Genomic DNA, 14,357 nt, shown 5'->3' with positions numbered 1-14,357 from the left:
CATGGTAACGGATCCAGGGCCCCAGGCTCCACTGAAGGCGATGGATGCCGGGGCGATGTGTGGGTAGAGTGGGCTGAGAACCCTGGAGATATGGGGTGGCGAACTGCTGTTGTGGCGAGGGAGCAAGCTCCCTCGCCACAAAGGCTGTGTTCGGCTCTACTCTTTCAATGGATTGGCATTATTAACAGGACGACCTGATGTGCCTGATCGTATTTGCCTGGCGACCCGGCCACGCCCAACCGCTGATCGTGGCGGCCAACCGCGACGAGTTCTACGCCCGGCCAACCTTGCCCCTGGCGCAGTGGCCTGACGCGCCCCATGTCCATGCCGGGCGCGATCTCGAAGCCGGTGGCACCTGGCTCGGCATTGGCGCCGAAGGTCGTTTTGCCGCCCTGACCAACATCCGCGACCCGGGCCAGGTGCCGGCCTTCAAGTCGCGCGGTGAGCTGGTAGCGCGGTTCCTGACCGGGAATCTGTCGATTGCCGATTACCTCAGCGAGATCGTGCCCCGCGCCAACGAGTATGGTGGTTTCAACCTGCTGCTCGGCGATGGCACCGAGCTGTGGCACCACAACGCCCGCGATACCCAGCCCCAGCGGCTGGCCGAGGGCGTCTATGGTTTGTCGAACGCTGGGCTGAACACGCCATGGCCCAAATTGCTCAAGGCCCGGGCGGCCCTGGGCGAGGTGCTGGACGATCCGCAGCCCCAGGCCTTGTTGGCGCTGCTGAACGACCCGCAACCCGCGCCGGTGGCGGAACTGCCAGACACGGGCGTGGGCCTGGCGACCGAGATGCTGCTATCGAGTGTGTTCATTGCCAGCCCGGCCTACGGGACGCGGGCGAGTACGGCGCTGATTGTCCATGCCGATGGGACGCGGCAGATGGTCGAGCGCAGTTTCGGGCCCCATGGGGGGCATTTGGGGGAGGTGGAGGTCAGGGCTTAGTTTTGCTGTGTCATTGCGGGCCTCATCGCGAGCAAGCTCGCTCCCACAGTCGATTTTGTGAACAACTGAGATCCACTGTGGGAGCGAGCTTGCTCGCGATAGGGGCGCCGCAGGATCAGAGCGTCTTGTTCGAAGCCGGATTGATCATCCGCGCCAACCCAAGGTTCTTCAGCGCCAGTTGCAGGGAGCTGTGGATCACCTGCGGGTTGTCGATGGTCATCACTTCCGCCAGCAATTCCTGGGCCTTGCTGAGGTTGATCTGGCGCAGCATCCACTTCACTTTCGGCAGGTTGGTGGCGTTCATCGACAGGCTGTCGAACCCCATCGCCATCAGCAGCACCGCGGCCGCCGGGTCGCCGGCCATCTCACCGCAGATGCTCACCGGCTTGCCTTCGGCATGGGCGTCACGCACCACGTTCTGCAGGGCTTGCAGCACCGCCGGGTGCAGGTAGTCGTACAGGTCGGCAACCCGTGGGTTGTTACGGTCCACGGCCAGCAGGTACTGGGTCAGGTCGTTGGAGCCCACCGACAGGAAATCCACCTGCCGCGCCAGTTCCTTGGTCTGGTACACCGCCGCCGGGATCTCGATCATCACCCCCACCGGTGGCATCGGCACATCGGTGCCTTCGTCGCGCACTTCGCCCCAGGCCCGGTGGATCAGGTGCAGGGCTTCTTCCAGTTCATGGGTGCCGGAGATCATCGGCAACAGGATGCGCAGGTTGTTCAGGCCCTCGCTGGCCTTGAGCATGGCGCGGGCCTGGACCAGGAAGATTTCCGGGTGGTCGAGCGTCACGCGGATGCCGCGCCAGCCGAGGAACGGGTTGTCTTCCTTGATCGGGAAGTAGGACAGGGACTTGTCGCCGCCGATGTCCAGGCTGCGCATGGTCACCGGTTGCGGGTGGAACGCGGCCAGTTGTTCGCGGTAGATCGCCAGCTGTTCCTTTTCGCTGGGGAAGCGCTGGTTGATCATGAACGGCACTTCGGTGCGGTACAGGCCCACACCCTCGGCCCCACGCTTCTGCGCCCGGGCCACGTCGGCCAGCAGGCCGGTGTTGACCCACAAGGGCATGCGGTGGCCGTCGAGGGTCACGCACGGCAGGTCCCGCAGCGCATCCAGTCCCAGGGACAGTTGCTTTTCTTCCTCCACCACGTCGGCAAACTGCTTGCGCAGGACGTCGCTGGGGTTGGTGTAGACCTCGCCGTGGTAGCCATCGACGATCATCTGGATGCCGTCGACCTTGGAATACGGCAGGTCCACCAGGCCCATCACCGTCGGAATGCCCATGGCCCGGGCCAGGATCGCCACGTGGGAGTTGCCCGAGCCCAATACCGAAACCAGCCCCGCCAGCTTGCCTTCGGGCACTTCGCCGAGCATGGCCGGGGTCAGCTCTTCACTGACCAGGATGGTGTTGTCGGGGTAGACCAGGGTCTGCTGGCGCTCCTGCTGCAAGTAGGCCAGCAACCGGCGGCCAAGGTCCTTGACGTCCGAGGCGCGCTCGCGCAGGTAGGCGTCGTCCATCAGTTCGAAGCGGTTGACGTGGTCGGTCACCACCTGGCGCAGCGCGCCCTGGGCCCACTGGCCGGTCTTGATGACGGTGGTCACTTCGCTGCCCAGGGAGGCATCGTCGAGCATCATCAGGTAAACGTCGAACAGCGCGCGCTCTTCAGGGCGCAACTGCGTCGCCAGCTTGGCCGACAGGGCCCGCATGTCGGCCCGCACGCCTTCGATGGCGGTCTTGAACAGGCCCAGCTCGGCGTTGATGTCGGTGATGGTCTTGTCCGGCACCACGTCGAGGTCGGCAGGCGGCAACATGACCACGGCCGTGCCCACCGCCGCGCCCGGCGAACCCGGCACGCCGACGAACTTGGCTTCCTGGATGCCCTTGCCCTGGCGACCCAGGCCGCTGATCGAGCCGGTGGCCTCGGCGTGGGCGATAACGCCGGCCAATTGCGCGCTCATGGTCACGAGGAAGGCTTCTTCACCTTCGTCGAACTGGCGGCGCTCTTTTTGCTGGATGACCAACACGCCGACGACGCGGCGGTGGTGGATGATCGGTGCGCCGAGGAACGAGGCATAACGCTCTTCGCCCGTTTCGGCAAAGTAGCGGTAGCGCGGGTGATCCGCGGCGTTTTCGAGGTTCAGGGGTTCTTCGCGCGTGCCGACCAGGCCGACCAGGCCTTCATTGGGGGCCATGCTGACCTTGCCAATGGAGCGCTTGTTCAAGCCCTCGGTGGCCATCAGCACGAAACGGTTGGTCTCGGGGTCCAGCAGGTAGACCGAGCAGACCTGGCTGCCCATGGCCTCTTTGACGCGCAATACAATAATCCCCAACGCCGCCTTGAGATCCTTGGCGGAGTTAACTTCCTGGACGATCTTGCGCAGCGTATTGAGCATGGCTCGGGGTCGAACTCCGTCGTCAGTCGCGCGTCAGCAGGCGCGGGGCAAGCTCTTTGAGAGCGCGTCGATACACTTCGCGCTTGAATGTCACCACCTGGCCCAACGGATACCAATAGCTGACCCAGCGCCAGCCATCGAACTCCGGTTTACCGGTCAAATCCATCCGCACCCGCTGCTCGTTGGAGATCAGGCGCAGGAGAAACCATTTCTGCTTCTGGCCGATGCACAGCGGTTGGCTGTGCGTGCGGACCAGGCGTTGCGGCAAACGATAGCGCAACCAACCTCGGGTGCAGGCGAGTATTTCGACATCTTCTCGCTCAAGCCCCACTTCTTCGTTCAACTCGCGGTACAAGGCCTCTTCCGGCGTCTCCTGGGGGTTGATCCCACCCTGGGGAAACTGCCAGGCGTCTTGATTGATACGGCGAGCCCATAGCACCTGCCCAGCATCATTCGTAAGAATGATCCCTACATTGGGACGGAAACCATCGGGATCGATCACGGCAACAACCTCGCAAACGCATGTCGCCGCATTGTTCCACAAAGGTTGTGAAAGCAGCAACGAGCGCCCCTAGCTTATGTGCACTCTTGTGAAAAGTCCGTATTCTGGACGCCTTTCTTCAGATTTTTCAGCGAGTAACTGCAATGCGGCTGGCTTTATTCGACTTGGATAACACATTGCTGGGCGGCGACAGCGACCACGCGTGGGGCGATTACCTGTGTGAGCGCGGTTTTCTGGACGCTGTCACGTACAAGGCACGCAACGACGCGTTCTACGAGGATTACCTGGCCGGCAAGCTCGACAACGCCGAGTACCTGAACTTTTGCCTGGAAATCCTCGGCCGTACCGAAATGCACGTGCTGGCCCAGTGGCACCAGGACTACATGCGCGACTGCATCGAGCCGATCGTATTGCCCCAGGCCATCGAACTGCTGGAAAAGCACCGTGACGCTGGCGACAAGCTGGTGATCATTACCGCCACCAACCGCTTCGTCACCGCGCCGATTGCCGAGCGCCTGGGCGTCGAAACCCTGATCGCCACCGAATGCGAGATGGTCGACGGGCGCTACAGCGGCCGCAGCACCGACATCCCGTGTTTTCGCGAGGGCAAGGTGACGCGCCTCAACCGTTGGCTGGAAGAAACGGGGCATTCCCTGGAGAACAGCTATTTCTATAGCGACTCGATGAATGACTTGCCGTTGCTGGAGGTGGTGACGCACCCGGTGGCGGTGGATCCGGATCCGAATCTTCGGGCCGAGGCCGAGAGGCGGGGTTGGCCGGTGATTTCGTTGCGCGGCTGAAAATGGCTATCGCGAGCAAGCTCGCTCCCACAGGGGATTTGCGTCGATCACGCAACCTCTTGTGGGAGCGAGCTTGCTCGCGATGAAAGCGACACGGTCCCAAGCCTTAAACCGGCTTGGCCCCCATCAACCCCGCAATGGCGATAAAGCAGACGACGCTGAACAGCGCCAGGGCCAAGGTGAATTTGCCGTTGCCCGCCGTCGGCAGCTTGCGCAGTCTGTTCAACCGTACCAATAGCCAGAACCCGGCCAGCGCCGCCACGGTGTACAGCACGCTGGAAGCCAGCAGCCAGGTCTGGCCCAGTGGCCAGCCGACTTGATGCACCATCCACCAGCCGGTGAAGGGCAGGCTCGCCAGTGCCAGGATCATCACCAGCCAGACGAACAGTCGCGGCCGTTGTAGCGTGCGCGCGGCCGCCGTGGCATCGCCGTTGCGTCGCGTGCGCCAGACCCAGACGGCCAGCCCCAGGGCACCTGCCAACAACAACACCGTGGCGACGACGTGAGCGATTTTCAGCGCGGTTAACGTTTCCATCGTTCGATTTCCTTATGACGTGCTCAACAGCTTAGACCCCCGTGGCGAGGGAGTTGTGGGAGCAAGGCTTGCCCGCGACGAAGCTGACGCGGTTTGCCTTGGAACCGAGACGTCTGTGTCGCGAGCAAGCTTTGCTCCCACAGAAGCTCCCTCGCCACAGGTCCAAACAGCCGCAATTATGGGTTCACCCCAGGAACAGCTGATACGCCGGGTTGTCACTTTCATCCCAGTACGGATAGCCGATTTCCTCCAGGGCTGCCGGCACCAGGTGGCGTTCATCGTGAGGCACTTGCAGCCCCGCGACCACGCGGCCGTCCGCGGCGCCATGGTTGCGGTAGTGGAACATCGAGATATTCCAGCGCCCACCCAGCTTGTTGAGAAAGTTGAACAGCGCGCCCGGGCGCTCCGGGAACTCGAAGCGCAGCACCACTTCATCGATGACATGGGCCGCATGCCCGCCGACCATGTGGCGGATGTGCAACTTGGCCAGCTCATTGTCGGTCAGGTCCAGCACCGGGAAGCCTTGTTCGGTCAGGCTGGCGATCAGCGCGCTGCGCGGGTCGTTTTCCGGGTGGGTCTGCACGCCGACGAAAATGTGCGCTTCACTGCCGGTGTTGTAGCGATAGTTGAATTCGGTGATCTGGCGCTTGCCGACGGCTTCGCAGAACGCCTTGAAGCTGCCCGGCTGCTCGGGGATGGTCACGGCGATGATCGCTTCGCGGCCTTCGCCCAGTTCGGCGCGCTCGGCGACGTGGCGCAAGCGGTCGAAGTTGACGTTGGCACCGGAGTCGATGGCCACCAGGGTCTGGCCGCTGATGCCTCGTGACTCGACGTATTTCTTGATCCCGGCCACGCCCAGGGCGCCGGCAGGTTCGGTGATCGAGCGGGTATCGTCGTAGATATCCTTGATGGCGGCGCAGATTTCGTCGGTACTGACGGTGATCACTTCGTCCACATGATGCTTGCAGATATCAAAGGTGTGCTGGCCGATCTGCGCCACGGCAACGCCGTCGGCGAACAGCCCCACGGTCGGCAGCACCACGCGCTCGCCCGCGGCCATGGCCGCTTGCAGGCAATTGGAGTCGTCCGGTTCGACGCCGATGATCTTGATGTCCGGGCGCAGGTATTTCACGTAGGCCGCGATCCCGGCAATCAGCCCGCCACCGCCCACCGGGACGAAAATCGCGTCCAGGCGCCCAGGGTGCTGGCGCAGGATCTCCATCGCCACCGTGCCCTGTCCGGCAATGGTGTGGGGGTCGTCATACGGGTGGATGTAGACGTAGCCCTTTTCGTCCACCAGTTTCAGCGAATAGGCCAGGGCTTCGGGGAACGAATCGCCGTGCAGCACCACTTTGCCGCCACGGGAGCGCACGCCTTCGACCTTGATTTCCGGCGTGGTCTTGGGCATCACGATGGTGGCCTTGACCCCCAGCACCTTGGCCGCCAGGGCCAGGCCCTGGGCGTGGTTGCCCGCCGAAGCCGTGACCACGCCGCGGGCGCGCTCTTCGTCGCTGAGCTGGGTCAGCTTGTTGTAGGCCCCGCGAATCTTGAACGAGAACACCGGCTGCAAGTCTTCACGCTTGAGCAAAATGCTGTTGCCCAGCCGCTCGGAGAGCTGGCGAGCGGTCTGCAGCGGGGTTTCTACGGCAACGTCGTAAACGCGCGAGGTGAGGATCTTTTTGACGTACTGTTCAAGCATCGGAAAGCATCACTGAGCGGGTTGGGCAGGGCCAAGGAGTCTAACCCGGCTTTTGGCCGGGCGACCACACGAATTAAGGGGTTTGAAGGCAGCGAGCCCCCGCTGGCGAGGGTGCCTACTCCCGTTGGGCCGCGCAGCGGCCCCAGAAAAAGCGATGAGCGCTTCGCACTCAAGCGGGAGCAAGCTCCCTCGCCACGGTTTCTACGCCTATAATGCCGGCCTTTCGTTCCCTCTCGGCACCTTCGGAGCCCGCATGACCCAGGATCAACTCAAACAGGCCGTGGCCCAGGCCGCCGTCGACCTCATCCTCCCGAAACTGGATGACAAGAGCGTCGTCGGGGTCGGCACCGGCTCCACGGCCAATTGCTTCATCGATGCGCTGGCGCAACACAAGGGCGCGTTTGACGGCGCGGTCGCCAGCTCCGAAGCGACTGCCGCACGCCTCAAGGGCCACGGGATCCCGGTGTACGAGCTCAACACCGTCAGCGACCTGGAGTTCTACATCGACGGCGCCGACGAAAGCGACGCGCACCTGAACCTGATCAAGGGCGGCGGCGCGGCCTTGACCCGCGAGAAGATCGTCGCGGCGGTGGCCAAGACCTTCATCTGCATTGCCGATGCCAGCAAGCTGGTGCCGGTGCTGGGCGCATTCCCATTGCCGGTGGAAGTCATTCCCATGGCCCGCAGCCACGTGGCCCGGCAACTGGTGAAGCTGGGCGGCGACCCGGTGTACCGCGAAGGCGTGCTGACCGATAACGGCAATATCATCCTGGACGTGCATAACCTGCAGATCACCAACCCGGTGGAGCTGGAAAGCCAGATCAACGCCATCGTGGGCGTGGTCACCAATGGTCTGTTCGCGGCGCGTCCGGCGGATGTGCTGTTGCTGGGAACCGCTGAAGGGGTGAAGACCCTGCGGGCTGAGTAAGTTGGCGAAACAGTTCTTTTGAGTGAAGCAGTCCCTGTGGGAGCGAGCTTGCTCGCGATAGCGGTCTATCCAACACGCTAATGTTGGCAGACACACCGCCATCGCGAGCAAGCTCGCTCCCACATTAGGTTTTGTGGTGCATCAAGGCTGTGGCTTCTTGAACACATAGAACAGGTTCGGCTCGCTCACCAGGTACAGGTTGCCATCATCGTCCATGGCCAGGCCTTCGGCCTGGGGCACGGTTTTTTGCAGGCCCTGGCCACCCTTGCTCAACGACAGCGTGCTCAGCGGCCGGCCGTCGATATCCAATTCGATAATCAACCGCGATTCATCGGACAGCGCCAGCAAGTGGCCGCTGCGTTCATCGTATTGCAGGCTTGAAAGGTCGCGCACGAACAGCCCCGCATCGCGCTTGGGGTTGTTGATCACATGGACCGCGTAGGATTTTTCCGGATTGTGGTGGGGAAACCCATGCACTTCATAAATCAGCATCGGGTCGCGTTCCTTGGCCACGAACAGGCGTTTGCCCACCGAATCGTAGGCCAGCCCTTCGAACCCCTTGTTGCCGCTCATGTGCACGCCGAGGGTCATTTGCTCGGCGTCGGCGGCGTCAAGGAATTGGGTGTCGTCCTCCAGATGAATCTTGATCAGGCGCTGCTGGCGTTCGTCAGTGATGACGTAAGTGTCTTCGCTGATGAACTCCACCGCCTCCGGATCGCCAAAGCCGATCAGGGCAATGCGCCGCAAAATCTTGCCGTCCAGCGACAGCTCGATCATCTCGGCGTTTTTATTGGTCACGGTGAACAGGCTCTTGCGGATCGGATCGAACGTCAGCGCGGAAACGTCATCGTCCAGCCCGTCGATCACCTGCGCCTCCACCGTGACCCGGTATTGGTCCAGGGCGATGGTTTCTTCGCTGATGGGTTTCCAATAGGTGTGGAGGTTGAACCAGGCGCGTTCGAACAGGCGCAAATACTGGCCGGCGGCGATCAGGAAGATCAGCGCCAGCGTCAGCAATATCAGAATCACGGGTTTGGGACGGGCGAGTCGACGCATGTTGGGGTGGGCTCGGATGAGAACAGGTGAGTGGAAATACCACGGCTGCCTGAACTGAAACTTAATGGCGGTGTGCCACACCCTACAACGAAAGGGAACTTACCTTACAGAGTTAGTCCTGTCAGCGCTGTTTTTCGAGACGATAGAACAGATTCGGCTCGCTGACTATGTACAGGTTGCCGGCATCGTCGATGGTGACGCCTTCGGCGCGAGGGATCGTGTCTTTCAGGCCGTTGAAGCCACCCAACAAGGTCATGAAGCTGACTTGCTCGCCTTTTTCGTCCAGTTCCAGCAGCAGGTGGGAGTCGGCCGAAAGCACCAGCGTATGGCCAGTGCGCGGGTCGATCGCCAATGCCGAGAGGTTGCGCAGGTCCAGTTCATTGCTGACGTGGATCTGCTTGTCGCCCTTGAGCAGTTGGCTGCCATCGCTTTTCCAGGTGAACAGTGCCGGCGGACGTTCTTCGCCGAGCACCAGTTGCTGGTTGCGCGGGTCCCAGGCGATTGCTTCGAACCCTTTGTTCTGGTTCTGCGAGGCGCCCAGATCATAATGAGGAAAGTCAGTGCTGTTCAGTTCGCGGGTGTTGGCATCCACCTGGACGATCGACAACATGTGATTGCGCTCGTCGGTAATCGCCAGCAGGCCATTGGTCATGCAGGTCACGCCTTCAGGGTTGTTCCAGCCCACCAAAGGCATCTTGCGCAGCACGTCGCCCTGCAGGCTCAGTTCCACCAGGAGCGGGTTCTTGCCCATGACCGCGAACAGAGTCTTAGTCTGTGGGTTGTAGGCCACATCGGATGCTTCGTCCTTCTCCATGCCCGGTAGCGGCTTGGCGTCGATCACGGCGCGGTAGTCCGGCAACCAGATGCTTTCCTGGCGCTGGGCCGGGCTCTGGAAGTGTTCCGATAGCCAAAGCAGACCGCGGTCGTCCCAATGCATCGCAAACGCCAGGCCATAGGCTGCGGCCACCGCCAACAGCGACCAGGCATACCAGGGCAGGGCGAAGCGCGAGCGGCGGGCAGGTTTGGCAGACAGTGCTTGGGTTTTGGCCATCGGGGAATGCGTTCCAGAAAATTCGGCTAGGGGAGTGGCTGGCTCAGATGCCGCATTCCCCGGAATTATCCAGATGGCATGTGAAAAAAACGGTAAATGATCGCATATGCGCCATACATGCCTGTGGGAACGAGCTTGCTCGCGATGAGGCCATCACCTTCAACATGGGTGTTGGCTGGCACACCGCTATCGCGAGCAAGCTCGCTCCCACAAGGGGGCAAAGGTTGGCCGTTAGCGAACGCTGCTTTCGAAGCGGCTCGTCCCTGGCAGTTCCAGGATCAGCTCATCGCCCGCATTCAGCGGCCCGACGCCTGCCGGGGTGCCGGTGAGGATCACGTCGCCGGCCTGCAGCGAGAAGCAACCGGCCATGTATTGGATCATCGGTACGATGGGGTTGAGCATCAGGCTGCTGTTGCCGTCCTGGCGCACTTCACCGTTGATGGTCAGGCGCACGGGAATGTCGGTCAGGTCGGCAAACGTAGCGTTCGAAACAAACGGGGCAATCACCGCCGCACCGTCAAAGGACTTGGCAACCTCCCAGGGCAGGCCCTTGGCCTTGAGCTCGGCCTGTTTGTCCCGCAGGGTCAGGTCCAGGGCCGGGGCGAAGCCGGAGATCGCGTCCAGTACTTCTTCAGCGCTGGGTTTGGTGGACAGCGGCTTGCCGATCAGTACGGCGATTTCCGCCTCGTAGTGCACCGAACCACGGTCGGCGGGAATGCTGAAACCGCCTTCCAGTGGCACCACACAGCTGCCCGGCTTGATGAACAGCAAGGGTTCGGTGGGCACAGGGTTGTCCAGTTCCTTTGCATGTTCGGCGTAGTTACGGCCAATGCACACCACTTTCCCCACCGGGAAATGAATACGTGTACCGTCGACATACTGGTGCTGATAGCTCATTACCGACTCCTGCTTCTGGGGTTCATCAGGTGTTTTAGGTATCAAATCGGGAAAATCTTGCCCGGGTTCATGATGCCGTTCGGGTCGAAGACGGCCTTCACGGCTTTCATGTATTCGATTTCTACCGGCGAACGACTATAGGTCAGGTAGTCGCGCTTGGTCATGCCCACGCCGTGTTCGGCGGAAATCGAGCCGTTGTACTTCTCGACGGTTTCAAAGACCCATTTGTTCACGGTCGCGCACTTGGCGAAAAACTCATCCTTGCTGAGGTTTTCCGGCTTGAGGATGTTCAAATGCAGGTTGCCGTCGCCGATGTGGCCGAACCAGACGATTTCGAAATCCGGGTAGTGTTCGCCGACGATCGCGTCGATTTCCCGCAAGAAGGCTGGGACTTTCGAGACAGTCACCGAAATGTCGTTCTTGTACGGCGTCCAGTGGGAAATGGTTTCGGAGATGTACTCGCGCAGCTTCCACAGGTTCTGCAGTTGGGTTTCGCTCTGGCTCATCACGCCGTCCAGCACCCAGCCCTGCTCCACGCAGTGCTCGAAGGTTTCCAGGGCGTGGTTGGCGACCTCTTCGGTGGTGGCTTCGAATTCCAGCAGGGCGTAGAACGGGCAGTCGGTTTCGAACGGTGCCGGAACGTCGCCACGACCGAGGACCTTGGCCAGGGCCTTGTCGGAGAAGAATTCGAAGGCGGTCAGGTCCAGCTTGCCTTGGAAAGCGTGCAGCACCGGCATGATCGAGTCGAAGTCCGGGGTGCCGAGCACCATGGCGGTGAGGTTTTTCGGCGCACGGTCCAGGCGCATGGTGGCCTCGACCACGAAGCCCAGGGTGCCCTCGGCGCCGATGAACAGCTGCCGCAAGTCGTAGCCGGTGGCGTTCTTGATCAGGTCCTTGTTCAGCTCCAGCAGGTCGCCCTTGCCGGTGACGACCTTCATGCCTGCCACCCAGTTGCGAGTCATGCCGTAGCGAATGACCTTGATACCACCGGCATTGGTGCCGATATTGCCGCCAATCTGGCTGGAACCTGCCGAAGCGAAGTCCACCGGGTAGTACAAGCCATGTTCCTCAGCCTGGTTCTGCAGCTGTTCGGTGACCACGCCCGGCTGGCACACGGCAGTACGGTCGGTCAGGTTCACGTCGAGAATCTGGTTCATGTAGTCGAATGACACCACGACTTCGCCGTTGGCGGCCACGGCCGCGGCGGACAGCCCGGTGCGCCCGCCCGATGGTACCAGCGCGACTTTGTGCGCATTGGCCCAGCGCACGATGGCCTGGACCTGTTCGGTGGTCTTGGGAAAGACAATGGCCGAAGGCGCCGGGGCGAAATGCTTGGTCCAATCCTTGCCGTAAGCGTTCAGGGAGTCGGCATCGGTCAGGACCTTGCCAGGCTCAACCAGGGTCTTCAGCTCATCTATCACGGCAGGATGGGTCATCGATAGAACTCTCGAACAATTCATGGTCATCCTGAGAACGCTTCACGTCGCAGGAATGAGTGTTTAGCGGGGTGCGTATGCTAGCATACCGACCCCGCAGCGTAGTGCCCAACGGCTGTTCTGCGGCGACGGCTGTCACGCCGGTCGGGCCAGCATGCGCTGTCCGATTCCCTGCCATTTTTCTCCGGGACACAGGTTTACGCAGATGAGCAAGACTTCTCTCGATAAGAGCAAGATCAAGTTCCTTCTTCTCGAAGGCGTCCACCAATCGGCTGTCGACGTCCTCAAGTCGGCGGGCTACACCAGCATCGAGTACATCACCAGTTCTCTGCCGGAAGCCCAGCTCAAGGAAAAGATCGCCGATGCTCACTTCATCGGCATTCGCTCCCGTACTCAACTGACCGAAGAGATCTTCGACCACGCCAAGAAACTGGTGGCGGTCGGCTGCTTCTGCATCGGCACCAACCAGGTTGACCTCAACGCGGCTCGCGAGCGCGGTATCGCGGTGTTCAACGCGCCGTACTCCAACACCCGTTCCGTCGCCGAGCTGGTGCTGGCCGAAGCGATCCTGCTGCTGCGCGGCATCCCTGAGAAGAACGCTTCCTGCCACCGTGGTGGCTGGATCAAGAGCGCGGCCAACTCCTTCGAAATCCGCGGCAAGAAGCTGGGTATCGTCGGCTACGGCTCGATCGGCACGCAGTTGTCGGTACTGGCTGAAGGCCTGGGCATGCAAGTGTTCTTCTACGACACCGTGACCAAGCTGCCCCTGGGCAACGCCACCCAGGTCAACGACTTGCACGAGCTGCTGGGCATGTCCGACATCGTGACCCTGCACGTACCGGAAACCGCCGCCACCCAGTGGATGATCGGCGAGAAGGAAATCCGTGCCATCAAGAAGGGCGGGATCCTGATCAACGCCGCGCGTGGCACCGTGGTCAAGCTCGACGCCCTGGCCGAAGCGATCAAGGACAAGCACCTGATCGGCGCCGCCATCGACGTGTTCCCGGTGGAGCCACGCTCCAACGACGACATCTTCGAAAGCCCGCTGCGTGGCCTGGACAACGTGATCCTGACCCCGCACATCGGCGGTTCCACCGCTGAAGCCCAAGCCAACATCGGCCTGGAAGTGGCGGAGAAGCTGGTCAAGTACAGCGACAACGGTACGTCGGTATCGTCGGTGAACTTCCCGGAAGTGGCCCTGCCGGCCCACCCTGGCAAGCATCGCCTGCTGCACATCCACGAGAACATCCCGGGTGTGATGAGCGAGATCAACAAGGTCTTCGCCGAAAACGGCATCAACATTTCCGGTCAGTTCCTGCAGACCAACGAGAAAGTCGGCTACGTCGTGATCGACGTCGACGCCGAATACTCGGACCTGGCGCAAGAGAAGCTGCAGCACATCAATGGCACGATTCGTTGCCGCGTGTTGTTCTAAGCGCAGTATCCAGCCGCTTGTCGAGTGCGGCGTGCAATAAAAAACGGGAGCCTCGCAAGGGCTCCCGTTTTTTTGTCGAGCACATAACCTGTGGGAGCGAGCTTGCTCGCGATAGCGTCGGTCCAGTTGGCCGATCCATTCACTGACACACCGCTATCGCGAGCAAGCTCGCTCCCACCGGGTTGTGTTGTGTCAGCCAGTCAGGCGTTATTTCACGTTGACAGTGATTTTCTCGGACACGATCGACGGCTCGAACGGCATGTGGCCACTGTCGCCCAGGATCAATTGCAAGGTGTGCTTGCCCGGGGCCAGTTTGATGGTGGCCTGGGTCTGTGCCTTGCCGAAGTGCATGTGGTTGGCGTCGTTTGGAATCGCTGCGCCTGCCGCAGGCAACGTGTCGACATCGATCAGCAAATGGTGATGGCCAGTGTTCTTGGTCACATCGCCGGCGGGGGCCAGGGCGATGTCCTTGACGCCGAACTTGACCGTGAATTCCTGGGCGACGGTGTCGCCGTCTGCCGGGGAAACGATGAACACTTCAGCACCTTTAGGCGCCGGTGTCGCGGCGCTTGCCAGCATCGAAGCGCCCAATAACAGACCGGCCAACGCGGCACGAGACATAAAGCTTTTCATTTTTTTCTCCAGTTTTTCCATGAAATCCGCCTGGCCATCACAACTT

The 14,357-nt window shown here is 61.4% G+C and carries 13 protein-coding genes; 4 read left to right on the top strand and 9 right to left on the bottom strand.

Translation table 11 applies throughout. From position 1 onward, the window contains the following. The first annotated feature begins 197 nt into the window (after positions 1-197). On the top strand, positions 198-944 hold the full coding sequence (locus tag AO356_RS10370; protein WP_060739704.1) for an NRDE family protein: 747 nt from the start codon (positions 198-200) through the stop codon (positions 942-944). 115 nt (positions 945-1,059) lie between these two features. Here AO356_RS10370 and ptsP read toward each other — a convergent pair whose 3' ends face one another. Together ptsP and AO356_RS10360 are read right to left on the bottom strand one after the other, a co-directional pair. Further along, positions 1,060-3,339 carry a phosphoenolpyruvate--protein phosphotransferase gene (gene ptsP / locus AO356_RS10365; RefSeq protein WP_053180992.1) on the bottom strand — a complete coding sequence of 760 codons (2,280 nt, stop codon included), beginning with the start codon at positions 3,337-3,339 and terminating at the stop codon, positions 1,060-1,062. Between the two features lie 22 nt (positions 3,340-3,361). Then, positions 3,362-3,841, bottom strand: a complete 480-nt coding sequence (locus tag AO356_RS10360) for an RNA pyrophosphohydrolase (protein ID WP_003186867.1) — start codon at positions 3,839-3,841, stop codon at positions 3,362-3,364. A 143-nt stretch (positions 3,842-3,984) separates the two neighbouring features. Here AO356_RS10360 and AO356_RS10355 point away from each other — a divergent pair, with 143 nt between their 5' ends. Beyond that, positions 3,985-4,641 carry an HAD family hydrolase gene (locus AO356_RS10355; RefSeq protein ID WP_060739703.1) on the top strand — a complete coding sequence of 219 codons (657 nt, stop codon included), beginning with the start codon at positions 3,985-3,987 and terminating at the stop codon, positions 4,639-4,641. 106 nt (positions 4,642-4,747) lie between these two features. Here AO356_RS10355 and AO356_RS10350 read toward each other — a convergent pair whose 3' ends face one another. Together AO356_RS10350 and ilvA are read right to left on the bottom strand one after the other, a co-directional pair. Next, positions 4,748-5,176, bottom strand: a complete 429-nt coding sequence (locus AO356_RS10350; RefSeq protein WP_060739702.1) for a DUF2269 family protein — start codon at positions 5,174-5,176, stop codon at positions 4,748-4,750. 184 nt (positions 5,177-5,360) lie between these two features. Beyond that, complete coding sequence (gene ilvA, locus AO356_RS10345; protein ID WP_060739701.1) at positions 5,361-6,875, bottom strand: threonine ammonia-lyase, biosynthetic; 1,515 nt, start codon at positions 6,873-6,875, stop codon at positions 5,361-5,363. Positions 6,876-7,128: 253 nt separating this feature from the next. On the opposite strand from ilvA, the gene rpiA reads away from it, so the two are divergent. Beyond that, positions 7,129-7,803, top strand: coding sequence for a ribose-5-phosphate isomerase RpiA (gene rpiA / locus AO356_RS10340; RefSeq protein WP_060739700.1), 675 nt, complete (start codon positions 7,129-7,131; stop codon positions 7,801-7,803). Positions 7,804-7,944: 141 nt separating this feature from the next. Here the strand turns inward: rpiA and AO356_RS10335 are convergent, their stop codons facing one another. The 4 genes from AO356_RS10335 to AO356_RS10320 all read right to left on the bottom strand — a co-directional run bounded on the left by AO356_RS10335 (position 7,945) and on the right by AO356_RS10320 (position 12,243). After that, complete coding sequence (locus AO356_RS10335) at positions 7,945-8,859, bottom strand: SdiA-regulated domain-containing protein (RefSeq protein WP_060739699.1); 915 nt, start codon at positions 8,857-8,859, stop codon at positions 7,945-7,947. Between the two features lie 121 nt (positions 8,860-8,980). Further along, positions 8,981-9,910: an SdiA-regulated domain-containing protein gene (locus AO356_RS10330; protein ID WP_060739698.1), complete on the bottom strand. Its 930-nt coding sequence runs from the start codon at positions 9,908-9,910 to the stop codon at positions 8,981-8,983. Positions 9,911-10,141: 231 nt separating this feature from the next. Next, positions 10,142-10,807 (bottom strand): fumarylacetoacetate hydrolase family protein, encoded by a 666-nt coding sequence (locus AO356_RS10325; protein WP_060739697.1) that lies wholly within the window; start codon positions 10,805-10,807, stop codon positions 10,142-10,144. A 41-nt stretch (positions 10,808-10,848) separates the two neighbouring features. After that, positions 10,849-12,243, bottom strand: coding sequence for an FAD-binding oxidoreductase (locus AO356_RS10320; protein WP_060739696.1), 1,395 nt, complete (start codon positions 12,241-12,243; stop codon positions 10,849-10,851). 205 nt (positions 12,244-12,448) lie between these two features. Here AO356_RS10320 and serA point away from each other — a divergent pair, with 205 nt between their 5' ends. Continuing rightward, positions 12,449-13,678, top strand: a complete 1,230-nt coding sequence (gene serA, locus AO356_RS10315; RefSeq protein WP_025211258.1) for a phosphoglycerate dehydrogenase — start codon at positions 12,449-12,451, stop codon at positions 13,676-13,678. A 207-nt stretch (positions 13,679-13,885) separates the two neighbouring features. On the opposite strand, the gene AO356_RS10310 is transcribed toward serA, so the two are convergent. Beyond that, positions 13,886-14,311: a DUF4399 domain-containing protein gene (locus AO356_RS10310; protein ID WP_060743095.1), complete on the bottom strand. Its 426-nt coding sequence runs from the start codon at positions 14,309-14,311 to the stop codon at positions 13,886-13,888. Positions 14,312-14,357: the final 46 nt, after the last annotated feature.

Origin of the sequence: Pseudomonas fluorescens, assembly GCF_001307275.1 — a bacterium.
Lineage (GTDB): Bacteria > Pseudomonadota > Gammaproteobacteria > Pseudomonadales > Pseudomonadaceae > Aquipseudomonas > Aquipseudomonas fluorescens_AA.
The sequence above is the reverse complement of the archived record's forward strand: the minus strand, read 5'-3'. Positions and strand labels throughout refer to the sequence as shown.